This is a genomic window from Variovorax durovernensis (assembly GCF_977011995.1).
The window spans coordinates 5,252,956-5,270,056 of the sequence record NZ_CDRNCW010000001.1; the positions used below are offsets into that span (position 1 = coordinate 5,252,956).

At 67.3% G+C, this 17,101-nt stretch carries 15 protein-coding genes; 4 read left to right on the forward strand and 11 right to left on the reverse strand.

The window, feature by feature from the left end; translation table 11 throughout:
• Window positions 1-86 precede the first annotated feature (86 nt).
• From ACWV14_RS24950 to ACWV14_RS24960, 3 genes are all read left to right on the forward strand, one after another.
• A complete protein-coding gene (locus ACWV14_RS24950) occupies window positions 87-872 on the forward strand; it encodes a citryl-CoA lyase (protein ID WP_422087914.1) in 786 nt (261 codons plus the stop codon).
• A 10-nt stretch (window positions 873-882) separates the two neighbouring features.
• A complete protein-coding gene (locus ACWV14_RS24955) occupies window positions 883-2,046 on the forward strand; it encodes an acyl-CoA dehydrogenase family protein (RefSeq protein ID WP_106935366.1) in 1,164 nt (387 codons plus the stop codon).
• Between the two features lie 111 nt (window positions 2,047-2,157).
• The gene (locus tag ACWV14_RS24960; RefSeq protein WP_454904315.1) at window positions 2,158-3,528 is read left to right on the forward strand and encodes an MmgE/PrpD family protein; all 1,371 of its coding nucleotides are present in this window, start codon (window positions 2,158-2,160) and stop codon (window positions 3,526-3,528) included.
• Between the two features lie 6 nt (window positions 3,529-3,534).
• Here the strand turns inward: ACWV14_RS24960 and ACWV14_RS24965 are convergent, their stop codons facing one another.
• The 11 genes from ACWV14_RS24965 to yaaA form a co-directional block, all read right to left on the reverse strand.
• Window positions 3,535-4,242, reverse strand: coding sequence for an arylmalonate decarboxylase (locus ACWV14_RS24965; RefSeq protein WP_454904316.1), 708 nt, complete (start codon window positions 4,240-4,242; stop codon window positions 3,535-3,537).
• 184 nt (window positions 4,243-4,426) lie between these two features.
• Entirely contained in the window at window positions 4,427-5,437 is a 1,011-nt protein-coding gene (locus ACWV14_RS24970) for a Bug family tripartite tricarboxylate transporter substrate binding protein (protein WP_454904317.1), read from the reverse strand.
• Between the two features lie 94 nt (window positions 5,438-5,531).
• Window positions 5,532-6,686 (reverse strand): mandelate racemase/muconate lactonizing enzyme family protein, encoded by a 1,155-nt coding sequence (locus tag ACWV14_RS24975; protein WP_454904319.1) that lies wholly within the window; start codon window positions 6,684-6,686, stop codon window positions 5,532-5,534.
• Window positions 6,687-6,795: 109 nt separating this feature from the next.
• Window positions 6,796-7,683, reverse strand: a complete 888-nt coding sequence (locus tag ACWV14_RS24980; protein WP_454904320.1) for a LysR family transcriptional regulator — start codon at window positions 7,681-7,683, stop codon at window positions 6,796-6,798.
• Window positions 7,684-7,870: 187 nt separating this feature from the next.
• A complete protein-coding gene (locus ACWV14_RS24985) occupies window positions 7,871-8,761 on the reverse strand; it encodes a LysR family transcriptional regulator (protein ID WP_454904321.1) in 891 nt (296 codons plus the stop codon).
• 85 nt (window positions 8,762-8,846) lie between these two features.
• On the reverse strand, window positions 8,847-9,752 hold the full coding sequence (locus ACWV14_RS24990; protein ID WP_422087921.1) for an SDR family NAD(P)-dependent oxidoreductase: 906 nt from the start codon (window positions 9,750-9,752) through the stop codon (window positions 8,847-8,849).
• 117 nt (window positions 9,753-9,869) lie between these two features.
• Window positions 9,870-10,661 carry a DUF4019 domain-containing protein gene (locus ACWV14_RS24995; RefSeq protein WP_454904323.1) on the reverse strand — a complete coding sequence of 264 codons (792 nt, stop codon included), beginning with the start codon at window positions 10,659-10,661 and terminating at the stop codon, window positions 9,870-9,872.
• A gap of 38 nt (window positions 10,662-10,699) precedes the next feature.
• Entirely contained in the window at window positions 10,700-11,566 is an 867-nt protein-coding gene (queF, locus tag ACWV14_RS25000; protein ID WP_454904325.1) for an NADPH-dependent 7-cyano-7-deazaguanine reductase QueF, read from the reverse strand.
• Window positions 11,563-12,465: an alpha/beta fold hydrolase gene (locus ACWV14_RS25005; protein ID WP_454904327.1), complete on the reverse strand. Its 903-nt coding sequence runs from the start codon at window positions 12,463-12,465 to the stop codon at window positions 11,563-11,565. Before ACWV14_RS25005 ends, queF begins: the two co-directional genes overlap by 4 nt.
• A 14-nt stretch (window positions 12,466-12,479) precedes the next feature.
• Window positions 12,480-13,322, reverse strand: a complete 843-nt coding sequence (locus ACWV14_RS25010) for a 2OG-Fe(II) oxygenase (protein ID WP_454904329.1) — start codon at window positions 13,320-13,322, stop codon at window positions 12,480-12,482.
• Window positions 13,322-14,104, reverse strand: a complete 783-nt coding sequence (gene yaaA, locus ACWV14_RS25015; protein ID WP_454904331.1) for a peroxide stress protein YaaA — start codon at window positions 14,102-14,104, stop codon at window positions 13,322-13,324. The genes ACWV14_RS25010 and yaaA overlap by 1 nt, the downstream gene beginning before the upstream one ends.
• A 104-nt stretch (window positions 14,105-14,208) precedes the next feature.
• On the opposite strand from yaaA, the gene ACWV14_RS25020 reads away from it, so the two are divergent.
• Window positions 14,209-17,088, forward strand: coding sequence for a valine--tRNA ligase (locus ACWV14_RS25020; RefSeq protein WP_454904333.1), 2,880 nt, complete (start codon window positions 14,209-14,211; stop codon window positions 17,086-17,088).
• Window positions 17,089-17,101 lie beyond the last annotated feature (13 nt).

Consider the following 17,101-nt stretch of genomic DNA (forward strand, 5'->3'; position numbering starts at 1 on the left):
CCCCGCCGCCGAGCATTTGCATTTGCCGAAGGGAGGGTTTCGCAATCAGAGAGCCACCCCGCGCGAGGCGGGGCTAGATTCGGCGCATGACCACCAAGATCAAGAAATCCCTGCATACGGAGCTGGGCCACAGCACCCCCGACAAGATCACCGTGCGCGGGCGCGACCTGCCTTCGGAAATCCTCGGCCACCTGAACCTCGGCGACATGGCCTTCCTGGAACTGACCGGGCGCATCCCGACGCCGCAGGAATCGGTGACCTTCAATGCCATCGTCGTCACGCTGGTGGAGCACGGCATCACGCCCAGTGCATTGGCGGCGCGCCTCACTTATGCAGGCGCTCCAGAGGCACTGCAGGCCGCCGTGGCAGCCGGCCTCTGCGGACTGGGCACGGTGTTCGTAGGCAGCACCGAAGGCGCGGCCAGGATGCTCTACGAGGCCATTCCCTTCGGCGAGAAGCCCACGCGGCCGCTCGCCGACATGGCGAAAGACATCGTCGCCGACCACCGCGCGCGCAAGCAGATCGTGCCGGGCCTGGGCCATCCGCTGCACAAGCCCATCGATCCGCGCACACCGCGCCTGTTCCAGATCGCGGCGGAGAACGGCCTCTCCAGCCACTATGTCGCGCTGATGCAGGCGGTGCAGGAAGAAGCCGAGCGCGTGTCGGGCAAGTCGCTGCCGATCAACGCCACGGGGGCCATCGGCGCGATTGCGGCCGAGTTCGGCTTTCCCTGGAAGATCATCCGCGGCTTCGGCGTGATGGCGCGCGCCATCGGCCTGGTGGGCCACATCCTCGAGGAGATCGACGACCCGATGGCGGTGGAGATCTGGCAACGCGTGGAGAAGGAAGCCGGCGGCCCGCGCCAGGACTGAGCAAAGACCGATGAACAACGCCAACGACAAGAACTACCCCGACATCCGCGATGCCGTGCGCGACCTGTGCGCGCAGTTTCCCGATGCCTACTTCCGCAAGATCGACGAGGCGCGCGGCTACCCCGCCGAATTCGTCGATGCGCTCACCAAGGCCGGCTGGATGGCCGCGCTGATTCCGCAGGAGTACGGCGGCTCCGGCCTTGGCCTGACCGAGGCCTCGGTCATCATGGAAGAGATCAACCGCTGCGGCGGCAACTCCGGCGCCTGCCACGGCCAGATGTACAACATGGGCACGCTTCTGCGCCACGGCAGCGAGGCGCAGAAGCGCAACTACCTGCCGAAGATCGCCAACGGCGAGCTGCGCCTGCAGTCGATGGGCGTGACCGAGCCCACCACCGGCACCGACACCACCAAGATCAAGACCACCGCCGTGAAGAAGGGCGACCGCTACGTCGTCAACGGGCAGAAGGTGTGGATCTCGCGCATCCAGCATTCGGACCTGATGATCCTGCTGGCGCGCACCACGCCGCTGGCGGACGTGAAGAAGAAGTCCGAAGGCATGTCGATCTTCATCGTCGACCTGCGCGAGGCCATCGGCAAGGGACTCACGGTGCAGCCCATCCTGAACATGGTGAACCACGAGACCAACGAGCTGTTCTTCGAGAACCTCGAGATCCCGGCCGAGAACCTGATCGGCGAGGAAGGCCAGGGCTTCAAGTACATCCTGGACGGGCTCAACGCCGAGCGCACCTTGATTGCGGCGGAGTGCATCGGCGACGGCTACTGGTTCATCGACCGGGTGACGAAGTACACCAAGGAACGCGTGGTGTTCGGCCGGCCCATCGGGCAGAACCAGGGCGTGCAGTTTCCGATTGCCGAGGCCTTCATCGAAGTGGAAGCCGCGAACCTGATGCGCTACGAGGCCTGCCGCCTGTTCGATGCGCACCAGCCCTGCGGCGCGCAGGCCAACATGGCGAAGTACCTTGCGGCCAAGGCGAGCTGGGAAGCCGCCAATGCATGCCTGCAGTTCCATGGCGGCTTCGGCTTTGCCTGCGAATACGACATCGAGCGCAAGTTCCGAGAGACGCGGCTGTATCAGGTGGCGCCGATCTCGACCAACCTGATCCTGAGCTATGTAGCCGAACACATGCTCGGCCTGCCCCGTTCCTTTTGACTAACCCCCAGGCTTCGCGCACTTCGTGTCGCTTCGCCAACCCCCTTGCAGGGGGCAACGCCTGCGGCCCGGCAAAGCCGGTTCCGCGGCATTCCACGAAAGGATCCATTCATGACATCCGCCGTTGCCGAACATCCGAGCAAGGTGCTCGCGACCTTCGCCGCCGAACTGCAGTTCGCCGACATTCCCGCACCTGTGCTGCGCCGCACCGAAGACCTGATGCTCGACTGGCTGGGCTCTGTGCTCGCAGCGCGCACGGCGCGCCCCATCCGCAGCATCGAGCGCTTCGCGCGCCTGATGGGCCCCGCGGAAGGCCCCAGCGAAATACTGACTTCGCGCCAGACCAGCTCGCCGCTGTTCGCCGCGCTCGTCAATGCGGCGGCCTCGCACTTCGTCGAGCAGGACGACGTGCACAACGGCTCGGTGTTTCACCCGGCGGCGGTCGTCATTGCGCCGGCGCTGGCCGTGGCGCAGAGCATCAGCGCGAGCGGCGCGCAACTACTGACGGCGGTGGTCGCGGGCTACGAGGTCGGCATTCGCGTGGGCGAATTTCTCGGGCGCTCGCACTACAAGACCTTCCACACGACCGCGACGGCGGGCACGCTGGCCGCTGCCGCGGCGGTGGGCCGACTGCTCGACCTCACGCCGCAGCAGATGCTGCACGCCTTCGGCTCGGCAGGCACACAATCGGCCGGCGTGTGGGAGTTCCTGCGCGACGCGGCAGACTCCAAGCAGTTGCACTGCGCACACGCGGCGGCCAGCGGGCTGATGTCGGCCTACCTCGCGCAGGACGGCTTCACCGGCGCCGCGAAGATCCTCGAAGGCGCGCAGGGCCTGGGCGTGGGTATGTCGAGCGATGCCGACCCGGCCAAGCTCACAGACGGCCTCGGCACGCGCTGGACGCTGGCCGAGACCTCCTTCAAGTACCACGCCTCCTGCCGCCACACCCACCCCGCCGCCGACGCGCTGCTTCAGGTGATACAGCAGAACAACCTGAAGCCCGCCGACGTGTCGCGCGTGACCACGCACGTGCACCAGGGCGCCATCGACGTGCTGGGCCGTGTGGACGTGCCGGCCACGGTGCACCAGGGCAAGTTCTCGATGGGCACGGTGCTGGGCCTGATCGCGGTGCACGGCCGCGCGGGCCTGGGCGAGTTCGACCGCGACTTCCTCGCGCCCGAGGTCTCGGCCTTCCGCGAGAAGGTGACGATGGAACTGGACGACGAAGTCGACGCCGCCTACCCGGCGCGCTGGATCGGCAAGGTCAGCGTCCACACCACCGACGGCCGCAGGCTGCAGGGCCGCGTGGACGAGCCTAAAGGCGACCCGGGCAACAGCCTGGACCGCGCGGAGATCGAAGACAAGATGCAGCGCCTGGCGCACTACGGCGAAGGCGCTACCGCCGACGAGGCGAAGGCGCTGTGCGAGCGGGTCTGGCAGCTGGCCGACACGCCGCGCGTGGGGCGCTGGCTGATCCGCTGAACAGGCTCAGGCGAACAGGCGCCCCTGACCGGGCACGCGCGGATCGAGCCCGGCGGTGCCGACAAGGTCCCAGAAGCCGGCGGGCGAACTCGACACCACGGGCACTCGCAGGCGCGCTTCGACTTCGCGCACCGCATCCAGCGTGACCAGCCCGCCGCACGAGATGAGGATGCCGTCGGCGCCGGGTTGGGCATCGAACACCTTCAGGCACAAATCGACGAGCACCTGCGTCGGCACTTCGCCCACGGCTTTCACGTCAGAGATGGAAAGGCCTTCGAGCGCGAGTGGCTCGAAGTCGCTCTGCTCCAGGTAATTGCGCAGGTGCAGGTTGACTTCGTCGATGTACGCGGTGGCCACCGCCACGCGTCGCACTCCGAGGTGCCGCAGTGCGCCGACGATGGCGTTGCTCATGGTGGTGCAGGGCAATCCGGTGGCGCGTGTCATCTCGGCTTCGAGTTGCCGGTTGAAGGCCGCGCCGCGAAAGAAGCTCAGCGAGGTGCCCATGAGCGAGACCGCGCTCACGCCCTCCTCCTTGAGCGCCACGGCCTTCTCGACCACCGAGTCGATGACGTCGAGATAACCGCGCGTCGAGATTTCTCCAAGGCCCAGGCCTTTGGCACTGAAGCGGATGCGTTCGCCGTAGAGCAGCGGGCCGTCTACCGGCACCGCGCCGGCTGCGGGGGGCACGATCAGGCCCAGGTGGGGTGTTGTCATTTCAATGGCTCCATGTTTTTTGGCTCTTGTTCGGGGTATGTGCACAGGCCACCGGGTACTCCCCTCCGCGAATGTCCCCCGGGCTTCGCCCTCCTCCTTTATTTCGCTGCGGGGAGCACCCGGCGCCCTGCGCACGACAAGCGCTCTGCTCATGCCGGCGTGAGCGCACCACGAACAAAAAACCTCAGTTCCCCTCAGCCACGATGTGCTGATCAGAAATGATCTTCTTCCACCGCGAAGTCTCCGCAGCCATGTCCTTCCCAAGCTGCGAAGGCGTTGAATAGGCACGCAGCGTGCCCTGCGCAGCGGCCGCCGCACCGGCCTCCGGCGTATCGAGCACCGACTTCACCGCAGCCGAGAGCTTCTCGACCACATCGTCAGGCGTGCCCGCGGGTGCCAGCACGAAGATGCGCGGCGCCACGTCGAACCCCGGCAACGCATCGGCCAGTGGCGGCACACTCTCCGCGCCTTCGAGCTTGGCCGTGTTCATCAGCGCCACCGCGCGCAGCTTGCCCGCCTTGGCCTGCGCCATGCCTGCAGTGGCGCTCACCACGCCAAGAGGAATCTGCCCGCCGATCACGTCCGGCACGATCTGCGCGGCGCCGCGGTACGGCACATGCACCACCGAACTGCCGCTGGCCTGCTTGAGCATCTCGAAGCCCAGGTGCTGCACCGTGCCCACACCCGAGGTGGCGTACGAATAGCGCGAGGCGTTGGCCTTGAGTTCCTTCACCAGCTCGGCCGGCGTCTTCGCAGGAAAGTCGTTGCCCGCGACGATCATCAGCGGCGAGATGAACGCGCCCGCCACCGGCTTGAAGCTGGTGAGCGGATCGATGCCGATCTTCGGCTGCAGCAGCTTGGCAATGAGCAAGGCGCTGTCGCCCATCATCAGCGTGTAGCCGTCGGGCGGCGCCTTGGCGACGAACTCGGCCGCGATCAGGCCGGTCGCGCCGGTGCGGTTCTCCACCAGCACCTGCTGGCCCAGCACGGCCGACAGGCGCACGCCGAGCAGGCGGGCCACCGCATCGACACCACCACCGGCCGAATAACCGACCACGAGCCGAATCGGCTTGTCGGGGTACTTCTGGGCCCAGGCCACGGGCGCCGCGAGGGTGAAGGCGCTCGCAAGGCCCAGGGCCGCCATTGCGCGCAGTGCATGGCGGCGCGCGGGTCGAATCGCTTGTCTGGCTTTCATCTTGTCTCCGTTGTCTTGGTCGGAATCGCCGGCCGTCTGTCGCGGCCTGGTCGTGAAGGAAAGTGTCGCCGGGAGGCAGCAGCCCGCCGGCTGCTCAGGCCTTCCCCTTGCCGTGCGAGGTCGGCAGCTTCGCCAGCTCGCGCACGCGGTCGGCATTGGGCGCGAAGCCCAGGCCCGGTGTCTCGGGCAGCGTGAGCCAGCCTTGGTCGGGTACCGGCAGTCCGTCGAAGATCTGCTTGAGCATCTGCACCGCCACGTAGTGGTACTCGACCAGCCCGCCGTTCGACACGCCCGCATGCAGGTGCATGTTGTGGAAAGGCCAGGCGCCGCCGTTGTCGATGGGCACGTTGAAGGCCTGCGCCATGCCGGCGATCTTCAGCACCTGCGAGTAGCCACCCGAGATGGTCACGTTGGGCTGCAGCACGTCGACCGCCTGGTTCACCAGCAGGTCGCGGAAGCGGAAGGCCAGGCCCTCGTTCTGGCCGCAGGCCAGCGGAATGCGGGTGCGTGCGCGCAGCTGGGCCATCTGGCGCACGTCGTTCTGCGTGAGCGGCTCCTCGAAGAAGCTGATGCCGTAGGGCTCGATGCGGTGCGCCAGCTCGGTGGCGTGGAACAGGTCGAGCCCGCAGTTGGCGTCGACGTACAGCTTCACGTCGGGGCCCACGGCCTCGCGCACCGCCGCCACGCGGCGCACGTCTTCGGCGATGACCTCGTCGAGCGAGCGCGGCTCGTCGCGGCGTGCGAGCGCATGGTTGCCGACGGTCATCTTCAAACGCTGGAAGCCCTGCGACACCCACAGCCTTGCGGCCGCCGCGAGCTGGTCGCGCTCGAAGAAGCCGAAACCGAAGGTGGCGTACACCGGCACCCTGGCGCGCGCGCCGCCGAGCAGGCGCCACAGCGGCTGGCCGAGTGCCTTGGCCTTGATGTCCCACAGCGCGATGTCCAGCGCGGCGATGGTGTGGCTGGCATAGCCGGTCTGGCCGCGCGGCGAGAGCAGCCAGTAGAGCTTCTCCCACAAGCGCTCGGTGGCCATCGGGTCTTCGCCGATCAGCGCGGGGCCGGCCACCTCGCGCACGGCGGCGGCGATGATTTCTTCCTCGGTGATGGCGGTCATGCCGTGGCCGACGAGGCCGGTGTCGGTCTCGATCTCGGTGAGGCACAGCGACAGCGAGGTCTGCTTGTTCAGGCCGACCACGTCGATGGTGACGGGAATGTTCAGCGGCGTGGCGCTGACGCGAACGATCTTCAAGGGAGTCTCCTTTGGTTTGCGCGATCTTTGCGCGCAGGCCGCCGGAGAACAATTCGTTTTTGGCGAGCGCGAGGCTTCGCGCGGCGCGAAGGCTCGCGTCCCCTCGCGTTCAGTCCGGCCGGCCGAGGTGCTCCAGCACGGAGCGCGCGGCCACGGTCAGGTCCTGCTGCCTGCGCACGCACAGCAGGTGCCGGCGCAGCGCCCAGGGCGCGTCGAGCTTCAGGCAGCGCAGCCGCAGTATCTGCAGCTGCGGCAGGATGGCCGCGTAGGGCAGCACGCCGATGCCCACGCCCTGCTCCACCATGCGGCACACCATGTCGAAGCTGCCCACCTGCATGCGCACCTTCAGCGGCACCTGCGCCTCCAGCGCGGCGGCCAGCAGCACCCGGTGCAGCGCGGTGCCTTCGCGCACCACGATATGGTCGTAGCGCAGCACTTCTTCCACGCCGATGCGCTTGCGCCGCGCGAGCGGGTGGTCGCGCGCGATCACCACGGCCAGTTCGTCGTTGCGGTACGGCAGGCATTCGAGGCCGTCGGCGGGCGTGTGGCTCTCGATCACGCCGATGTCGGCCAGGCCCGCCTGCACGGCCTTCACCACCTCGGTGCTGGCGCGCTCCTGCAGGTCGATCTTCAGCACCGGGTGCAGCCGCAGGAAGGAGCCGATCTGCGCCGGCAGGAACTGCGCGATGGTCGACGCGTTGGCCGTGATGCTGACCACGCCCGCCACGCCGTTCTGGAAATCGTCGAACTCCGCGCCGAGGCGGTCCATGGCCGAGAGCACGGCGCGCGCATGCAGCAGCAGTCCATGGCCCGCCGAGGTGAGCGTGACGCCGCGTGCATGGCGCACCAGCAGCGGCAGCCTGGCGCGGGCCTCGAGGTCGGAGATGCGCTTGCTCGCGGCCGCAAGCGCGATGTGGCAACGCTTGGCGCCTTCGCTGATGCTGCCGTGGTCGGCCACGGTCACGAACAGGCGCAGCGACTTCAGGTCGGCGGACATGCAGAGTCCCCATCCTGGTGGCTTTCCGCCGCGCCGATGCGCGACCCACGGCGCACGCCACTGCCACTGCCTCGGCCACGGCCCAAGCCAGGAACACCGCGGAACCGGCTCTGCCAGGCCGCTGGTGTTGCCCCCTGCAAGGGGGTTGGCCCAGCGACACGAAGTGCGCGAAGACTGGGGGTGAGCTTCATGAAGCGACGAGGTGGTCGAACAACTCGCGAGCCGAGGCCGGCAGCTGCTCGCGATTGCGCGCGATCAGCTTCAGCTCGCGCTCGGCCCAGGCATCGCTGAGCGCCACGGTCGAAATGCGCATCGCCATCGACAGTCTCTGCGCGGAAGATGCAGGCAGCACGCCGACCCCCACGCCCGCTTCGATCATCAAACAGATGGCCTCGAAGCTGCTGACCTGGATGCGCGGGTTGAAGCCCCGGCCGGCCAGCTCGGCACGGCGCTGCAGGAAGCGGTGGATGGCGCTGCCGTGGTGCAGGCCCACGTGCTGCTCGTCGAGCGTGTCGGCGAAGGCCACCGACGGTGCGCCCGCCAGATGGTGCGCGACCGGCACGACCAGCACGAGCTGGTTGCTGCCGAAGGGGCGCGCATCGAAGTCGCCCGTGTGCACGTCGCCCGCGAGGATGCCGATGTCGGCCTCGCCGTCGGCCACCGCGCGCACGATCTCCTCGCTCAGGTATTCCCGCAGGTCCACCTGCACGGCAGGATGCTGCGTAAGGAAGCCGGCCAGCTTCTGCGGCAGGTACTCCGTGATCGAGGTGGTGTTGGCGAACACCCGCACATGGCCCTTGATGCCCTTGCCGAAGTCCTGCATGTCGCAGCGCAGGTGCTCCATCTGCTGCATCACGCGCTTGGCGTGATACAGCACGGCCTGCCCGGCGGCAGTGAGCGTCACGCCCTGCGCGCTGCGATGCAGCAGCTTGCCGCCCACGGCCTCTTCCATCTGCTTGATGCGGGTGGAGGCCGCGGCCAGCGAGATGCAGGCCTTCTCGGCACCGCGCGTGAGGCTGTGCGCGTCCGCCACGTAGACGAACAGTTTCAGGTCGAACAGGTCGAAGTGCAGGTTCACCGGGCGCGGGCACGAAGGAAGAAGGGAACGCGCATTGTCCGGCGAATGACGCCGAAGCTGCGCTCGGCCTCCTGCGGGTTTGTCCTCAGACCGGGTCCCAGCTGAACACGTCGGCCGAACGGTCCAGCGGGAAGAAGCTGGCGCGCATCGCGGGCATGGCGTGCTCGGCGATGCTCTGCGGCGTCCAGCCTTCGGAGCGGTGAATGGAGCGCACCGGGCGCGGCTGGCTGATGAGCGAGATCTCGTTGTTGCGCACCGAGAAGATCTGCCCGTTGACCGCACCGGCCGCATCGCTCGCCAGATACACCGCGAGCGGCGCGACCTTGGCGGGCGTCATCTGCTTGATCTTGTCGACGCGGGCGCGCTGCTCGTCGGTGTCTGTGGGAATGGCGCCGATCATGCGGCTCCAGGCAAAGGGCGCGATGCAGTTGGAGCGCACGTTGAATTTCTGCATGTCCAGCGCGATCGACTTCGACAGCGCGACGATGCCGAGCTTGGCCGCCGAGTAGTTGGCCTGCCCGAAGTTGCCGATGAGGCCCGAGGTCGAGGTCATGTGCACCAGCGCGCCCGAGTTCTGCTCCTTGAAGTGCGTGGCCGCCGCGCGGCTCACGTAGTACGAGCCGTACAGGTGCACCTTGAGCACCGAGTCCCACTCGTCGACCGACATCTTGTGGAAGAAGCGGTCGCGCAGGATTCCCGCGTTGTTGACCACCGCGTCGATGCGGCCGAAGCTGTCGAGCGCGCACTGCACGATGTGTGCGGCGCTGGCGGCATCGGCCACGTTGTCGGTGTTGGGCACAGCCTGTCCGCCGGCTGCGCGGATCTCGTCGACCACCTGCTGCGCGGGGCCTGCACTGCCGCCTTCGCCGTCGAGCGCGGCGCCGATGTCGTTGACCACCACCTTCGCGCCATGCGCCGCCATCGCCAGCGCGATGTCGCGCCCGATGCCGCCGCCAGCGCCGGTGACGACGACCACTTTTCCTTCAACCATGCTTGTCTGTGCTCCGGATGTTCGTTCGACCGCGGTTCGCGGGTCGATTCCAGAATGCCACAGGGAGCGGGCTGCGGGTTTCGGATTTCCGAAGAGGGGCTTCGCCCCGGCACGGGCTCAGCAGCGGGCGCTGGCCTTGAACGCCGCCAGTTGCTCGGGCGTCATTCGCTGCTGCGTGGCCTTGTCGATGTAGTTGGCTTCTTCGCGAATGACCTGGAACGAGCCATCAGGCTGACCGCGCCAGACGACGTAGCCGCAATGGATGTCGATGTTCTGGAACTGGCTCACCAGATCGGCTGCGATGTAGACACCGGGCCGCGGGGCAGACGGTGGGTTGTCGTAACGCGTGATTTTCCGGATCCGGCGGCTCGTGGCTGGCCCGGCAATCGCGCTGAACTTTCTTCCGGCGCTGCTCCAGCTCTCTTGCGAAGCCGTGGCCTTCATCGAATCGGCAAAGAAGCCATAGGCCTTCGCAAAATCACCGGCATCCTTGGCCTTTAGGTACTGGTACGTCAGCAACTCGACCTGCTTCTGGTCTTCTTCGGGCGTCGATGGCCGCTCCCTTGCGGGGGAGGCGGCGCTTTTCTCCTGGGCGACCGATCCACATTGAATTTCCTGCCGGAGCACCAGCTCGCCGGGGGCTTTTGAGGACACCGGATCGATGGGTTCCTGGCGCGCGAAGCTGTAGCGCCCGAATGTGACCTTGTTTTCGCCGCACAGCTTCTGTGCTGTGGGCGTCAATTGGGCTTGCCCGGCCGCTATTTCCAGCGGCTCGCCCGCCTTGAGCGTCAGCTCATACGCTGCATTGCCAAGCTGCCTGACGGCCACGTCTTCGCCCGCGATTGCGGGATACGCCGTTGCCATGAAGAGAAACGCGCCAGCGGCCGCGTGTGAAAGCACTGAACGCATTTTTCTTCTTTCTCCCGGTTGGACAAAAAGACGGGGGCTTACTGCCGCGCAGTACGGATATTCGCCGGCAGCGCCTGTGGCCAGCTCGTGCGGAACGGGTTGATGTCCAGCCCGCCGCGCCGCGTGTAGCGCGCGTACACCGCGAGCTTGGTGGGCTTGCAGCGGCTCCAGATGTCCGTGAACATGCGCTCGGCGCAGGGCTCGTGGAATTCGTTGTGATTGCGAAAGCTCACGATGTACGCGAGCAGCCCGGCCTGATCGATGGGCGGGCCGCTGTAGCGGATCTGCACGCTGCCCCAGTCGGGCTGGCCGGTGACGAGGCAGTTGCTCTTGAGCAGGCGGCTGGTGAGGGTTTCGTTCACGTGCACCTGCGTGGTGTCGCTGCTCAGCAGATCGGGGGCGGGCTGGTAGCGGGTGCACTCGATGTCGAGCCGGTCGAGGTCGAGGCCGTCGATCTCATGCACCGGTTCGCGGTCGAACAGCTCGGGCGTGAGCAGCTTCACGCCGATGCCGCCCGACTGGTCGCTGCCGCGCCAGGCGGCCTCGGCGAGGTCGGTGCGCAGGTGCTCGCGCACGGCGTCGATGCCCGCGAAGGTGCTGTTGTTGAAGCTGTTCAGGTAGAGCTTGAAGCTCTTGCTTTCGATGATGTTGGGCGTCTCGCACGGAATGGTGAAGTGCGCGATGGCCAGCTGCGGCTTGCCGCGCGCATTGAGCCAGCTCACCTCGAACGCGGTCCACAGGTCGGCGCCGAAGAAGGGCAAGGCGCCGGACTTGATGCCCATGGCCTCGCGCTGCGTGGCGCGCGCGATGGGGAACAACAGCGTGGGGTCGTAGTGGTCGGCGTAGGCCGAGGCGCGGCCCAGCTGCGATTGCTCGGGGGTATTGGGGTTGTGGTCTGTGCTCATGGCTTTGAATCTCGGGCTTCGGCCGCGTGCGCGAACGGTGCAATGTGGTTGGCGAGGATGGCGCACACCTCGGGCGGCAGGTCGTGGCCCATGCCGGGAATGGAAACGAAGCGCGAGCCCGGAATGCGCCGGGCGGTGTCTTCGCCGCAGGCCATGGGCACGAGCGCGTCGGCGTCGCCGTGCAGCACCAGCGTCGGGCACTGGATGCGCGGCAGTACCTGGGGGCGCTCGTCGTCGGCGCCGATGGCGAGCATCTGCCGCATCAGGCCGGCCGGGTGGTACGAACGCCGCATGCTGAAGGTCAGGCGCTCGGCCAGCTCTTCATCGGTCTGCGGGTAGGCGGGGCTCTGGATCAGCCGCAGCAGCCTGATGCTGTGCGCCACGAGTTCGGCCTCGCTCTTGCCCAGGGGCCGGCGCATGAGCATGGTCGTCACTTCGCGGCGCGGCCCGGGCAGGCCGCGCGCGCCGCTGGAACTCATGATGCTCACGAGGCTGGTGCTGCGCTGCGGCGCAAAGGCGGCAATGCGCTGGGCGATCATGCCGCCCATCGAGGCGCCGACGATGTGGGCCTTGGCGATGCCCAGCGCGTCGAGCACGCCGAGCGAATCGAGCGCCATGTCCTGCAGCGTGTAGGCCGAGCGCACCTTGAGGCCGAGCCGGTGGCGGATGGTCTGCCACACGACGTTGCCGGTGCCCGCGTGATCGAAGCCCTGGCTCAGGCCGATGTCGCGGTTGTCGTGGCGCACCACGCGAAAGCCCGCGTCCACCAGCTGCTGCACCAAGCCGTTCGGCCATGCGACCAGCTGCATGCCCAGGCCCATGATGAGCAGGATGACGGGACGCCCTTCGCCTCCGGTGTCGTCGACTTCGATCTGCAGCCCGTTGGCGGTGACTTTCATCGGTTCCTTCTTGCCTACTTGAACTCGCGCTCGCGCAGCCACTTGGTGGCGACCCACTTCTCGCCCGCCAGCACCGGCGCGCCGCCGTGCAGGGTGCGGGTGACGGGGTCGGGCCGGTCGTAGCTGAAGAACACGCCGGAGCCGCGCACCGGGGCCACCTCCAGGCCCACGTCGGGGAAGGTGGTGGCGCCGCCGCCCTCGGGCTCCTGCAGGTACATGACGAGCGTGGCCACGCGCTGGCCGCCGCGCTTGAGGATGGTGGGCGTGCCGGGCTCACCGGGGTCGAAATAGTCGTAGTGCGGGCGGTACTGCGCGCCGGGGGCGTAGCGCAGGATCTGCAGGCCCTCGCCGAACTCGAGCGGCCAGCGCAGCAGCATGGCGATGCGCTGCTCCAGGCGCGCGACGATCTCGTTCTCGCCACGCTCGAAGAACATGCCGTCGCTGGTGCGGTCGACGTTCAGCACTTCGCCGCCGGTGCGCGTTTCCACGGTGAGCGAACGCGCCAGGCGCACGCGCGCGGCGGCGATCAGGCCTTCGCACTCCTCGCCCGACAGCAGGTTGCCGAACACCACCACGCGCGGATGCCGCATGGTCTGCAGCACCTGCACGCGGCGGTCGCCGACGTCGAGGTACAGCGGCGCGCCGTCGAGGTCGGGGCCGGGCATTTCGGTGCGCACGGGCGGCAGCGCCACCTCGACGTTGGGAAAACCAGCTTCGAGCTGGGCCAGCGCCGTATCGGCGGCCGCGTCATGCCAGCCGGCCGCGCGCATGGACGCGCGCAGCGCCGGCACCGAGTGCCCGGCCGCGAGCTGGGCCACCAGCCATTCGCGCAGTTCCGGACTGATCGCTTGCGACATCAGACTTTCCTCCTGAACACCAGCCTTTCGGCTGTCGACACTTGAGCGTCGAAACCATAACCCTCGAGGTCGAACTTTTCCAGTGCCTTGGGCGTGGCTGCCTTGTGCTGCACAGCCCAGCGGGCCAGCAGGCCGCGCGCGCGCTTGGCGAAGAAGCTGACGATCTTGTACTTGTCGCCCTTCCACTCCTCGAACACGCATTCGACCACACGGGCCTTGAGCACCTTCCTGTCGACCGATTTGAAGTACTCCTGGGAAGCCACGTTGATGACCACCGGCGTGCGGTCGGCCGCAAGGCGCTCGTTCAGGTGCTCGGCGATGCGCGAGCCCCAGAAGGCGTACAGGTCCTTGCCGTGGCGGTTGGCCAGCGCGGTGCCCATCTCGAGCCGGTAGGGCTGCAGCAGGTCGAGCGGGCGCAGCAGGCCGTAGAGGCCGCTGAGGATGCAGACGTGGTCTTGCGCCCAGTCGAGCTGCGCCCGGGTGAGCGTGCGGGCGTCGAGGCCTCCGTAGACGTCGCCGTCGAAGGCGAAGGCGGCCTGGCGGGCGTTCCTGGCGGTACTCTTGCTCGACCAGGCCTCGTAGCGGGCCACGTTCAGGGCAGAGAGCTTGTCCGACAGGTGCATCAGCTCGGCGATCTGCTGCGGCGACTTCTCGCGCAGCAGCTTGATGAGTTCGACCGAGGGGCCGCGCGGGGACTCGAAATGGGGTTGGGTGGCGGGGATTTCGGCGGTGACCGGGGTGTCGTAGTCGAGCGACTTCGCAGGGGAGAGCAGGAACAGCATCCCGGAATTATGAGTGGCCGAAGTGACCGGAGGCAGCGCCGGTAAAATCACCGGCAATCCCACCTCGTTACGACGGCACCCGAGGGTGCCGTTTTGCATTCCCCATGAGCGAACCCACCACCTCCCCCGCCCAACCCGGCCTCGACAGCCTGTCGAAATCCTTCGAACCCGCCGCCATCGAGGCGCACTGGGGCCCGGAATGGGAAAAGCGCGGCTACGCCAAGGCGGGCTTCCGCGGCACTCAGCAGCCCAAGGAAGGCGCCGAGTCATTCGCGATCCAGCTGCCGCCGCCCAACGTGACGGGCACGCTGCACATGGGCCATGCGTTCAACCAGACGATCATGGACAGCCTCACGCGCTACCACCGCATGAAGGGCGCCAACACGCTGTGGGTGCCGGGCACCGACCACGCGGGCATCGCGACGCAGATTGTGGTGGAGCGCCAGCTGCAGGAGCAGAAGGTCAGCCGCCACGAACTCGGCCGCAAGAACTTCGTGGCGCGCGTGTGGGAGTGGAAGGAAAAGTCGGGCAACACCATCACGCAGCAGATGCGCCGCATGGGCGACACGGTGGACTGGAGCCGCGAGTACTTCACGATGGACGACGACCTGTCGAAGGTCGTGATGCACACCTTCGTGAAGCTGTACGACGAAGGCCTCATCTACCGCGGCAAGCGCCTGGGCAACTGGGACCCGCTGCTCAAGACCTCGGTGAGCGACCTCGAGGTCGAGAGCGAGGAGGAAGATGGCTTCCTGTGGCACCTGTCGTACCCGCTGGAAGACGGCAGCGGCGCGCTGACCGTGGCCACCACCCGGCCCGAGACCATGCTCGGCGACACGGCCGTGATGGTCCACCCCGAGGACGAGCGCTACAAGCACCTGATCGGCCAGCGCGTGAAGCTGCCGCTGGTGGGCCGGCTGATCCCGATCATTGCCGACGACTACGTGGACAAGGAATTCGGCACCGGCGTGGTCAAGGTCACGCCCGCCCATGACTACAACGACTACGCGGTCGGCCAGCGCCACAAGCTCGAGATGATCGGCGTGCTGACGCTGGACGCGACCATCAACGACAAAGCGCCCGAAAAATACCGCGGCATGGACCGCTTCGTGGCGCGCAAGGCCGTGGTGGCCGACCTCGACGCGCTGGGCCTGCTCGTCGAAGTGAAGAAGCACAAGCTGATGGTGCCGCGCTGCGCGCGCTCGGGCGCCATCGTCGAGCCGATGCTCACCGACCAGTGGTACGTGGCCATGACCCGCCCCGGCGCCGACGGCCAGTCGATCGCGCAGAAGGCCATCGACGTGGTGAAGTCGGGCGAGGTGCGCTTCGTGCCCGAGAACTGGGTCAACACCTACAACCACTGGATGGAGAACATCCAGGACTGGACCATCTCGCGCCAACTCTGGTGGGGCCACCAGATTCCCGCCTGGTACGACGAGGAAGGCAACGTGTACGTGGCGGAAGACGAAGCCGCCGCGCAGGCCAAGGCGCCGGGCAAGAAGCTGACGCGCGACGAGGACGTGCTGGACACCTGGTACTCGGCGGCGCTGGTGCCCTTCTCTTCGCTGGGCTGGCCAGAGAAGACCAAGGAACTGGAGCTGTACCTGCCGTCCACCGTGCTGGTGACGGGCTACGACATCATCTTCTTCTGGGTCGCCCGGATGATCATGATGACCAAGCACTTCACCGGCAAGGTGCCGTTCAAGGACGTCTACATCCACGGCCTGGTGCGCGACGCGCAGGGCAAGAAGATGAGCAAGTCCGAAGGCAACGTGCTCGACCCGGTCGACCTGATCGACGGCATCGCGCTGCCCGAGCTGCTGGACAAGCGCAGCCAGGGCCTGCGCAAGCCCGAGACCGCGCCCACGGTGCGCAAGAACACGCAGAAGGAGTTCCCGGACGGCATTCCGGCGTTCGGCGCCGATGCGCTGCGCTTCACCTTCGCTTCGCTGGCCTCGCTGGGCCGCAGCATCAACTTCGACTCGAAGCGCTGCGAGGGCTATCGCAACTTCTGCAACAAACTGTGGAACGCAACGCGCTTCGTGCTGATGAACTGCGAAGGCCAGGACTGCGGCCTGCTGGAGCACACGAAGGAAGACTGCAAGGTCGGCGGCCCGGCCCACGGCTACCTGAAGTTCAGCCGCGCCGACTACTGGATCGTGTCGCAGCTGCAGCGCGTCGAGGCGGAAGTGACCAAGGGCTTCGAGGAATACCGCCTCGACAACGTGGCCAACACGATCTACCAGTTCGCCTGGGACGAGTTCTGCGACTGGTACCTCGAAATCGCCAAGGTGCAGATCCAGACCGGTGACGACGCGCAGAAGCGCGCCACGCGCCGCACGCTGATCCGCGTGCTCGAAACGCTGCTGCGCCTGGCGCACCCGGTGATTCCATTCATCACGGAAGAGCTGTGGCAGAAGGTGTCGAAGGTTGCGGGTCGCGAGGGCGAGTCGATCATGGTGGCGGCGTATCCGCAGAGCCAGCCGGAGAAGATCGACGAGGCGGCCGAGGCTTACGTGGCGCGGCTGAAGAGCCTGGTCGACGCATGCCGCACGCTGCGCGGCGAAATGAACGTGTCGCCCGCGATGCGCCTGCCGCTGTACGCCGTGGCCGACGACGCCGAAGGCGCTGCCTTCCTGCGCGAAGCGGCGCCCGTGCTGCAGGCGCTGGCCAAGCTCAAGGAAGTGAAGGTCTTCGACGACGAGGCCTCATGGCAGGCGGCCGCGGAAGCGGCGCCGGTGGCGGTCGTGGGTGCCGCGCGCCTGTGCCTGCACATGGAAATCGACAAGGCGGCCGAAAAGCTGCGCATCGGCAAGGAAATCGCGCGCATCGAGGGCGAGATCGCCAAGGTGCACGGCAAGCTCGGCAACGAGGCCTTCGTGGCCAAGGCGCCGCCTGCCGTGATCGAGCAGGAACGCAAGCGCCTGGCCGATTTCACCGCCACGCTGGAGCGCCTGCGCGACCAGCTTGTGCGCCTCGGCTGACAGACGGAGTAAA

Coding starts and splice junctions, on each gene's coding strand:
- ACWV14_RS24955 (WP_106935366.1), top strand. CDS start 883: ATGAACAACGCCAACGACAAGAACTACCCCGACATCCGCGATGCCGTG.
- ACWV14_RS24950 (WP_422087914.1), top strand. CDS start 87: ATGACCACCAAGATCAAGAAATCCCTGCATACGGAGCTGGGCCACAGC.
- ACWV14_RS24970 (WP_454904317.1), bottom strand. CDS start 5,437: ATGAAAGCCAGACAAGCGATTCGACCCGCGCGCCGCCATGCACTGCGC.
- queF (WP_454904325.1), bottom strand. CDS start 11,566: ATGAGCACAGACCACAACCCCAATACCCCCGAGCAATCGCAGCTGGGC.
- ACWV14_RS24965 (WP_454904316.1), bottom strand. CDS start 4,242: ATGACAACACCCCACCTGGGCCTGATCGTGCCCCCCGCAGCCGGCGCG.
- ACWV14_RS24960 (WP_454904315.1), top strand. CDS start 2,158: ATGACATCCGCCGTTGCCGAACATCCGAGCAAGGTGCTCGCGACCTTC.
- ACWV14_RS24990 (WP_422087921.1), bottom strand. CDS start 9,752: ATGGTTGAAGGAAAAGTGGTCGTCGTCACCGGCGCTGGCGGCGGCATC.
- yaaA (WP_454904331.1), bottom strand. CDS start 14,104: ATGCTGTTCCTGCTCTCCCCTGCGAAGTCGCTCGACTACGACACCCCG.
- ACWV14_RS24995 (WP_454904323.1), bottom strand. CDS start 10,661: ATGCGTTCAGTGCTTTCACACGCGGCCGCTGGCGCGTTTCTCTTCATG.
- ACWV14_RS25010 (WP_454904329.1), bottom strand. CDS start 13,322: ATGTCGCAAGCGATCAGTCCGGAACTGCGCGAATGGCTGGTGGCCCAG.
- ACWV14_RS25020 (WP_454904333.1), top strand. CDS start 14,209: ATGAGCGAACCCACCACCTCCCCCGCCCAACCCGGCCTCGACAGCCTG.
- ACWV14_RS25005 (WP_454904327.1), bottom strand. CDS start 12,465: ATGAAAGTCACCGCCAACGGGCTGCAGATCGAAGTCGACGACACCGGA.
- ACWV14_RS24980 (WP_454904320.1), bottom strand. CDS start 7,683: ATGTCCGCCGACCTGAAGTCGCTGCGCCTGTTCGTGACCGTGGCCGAC.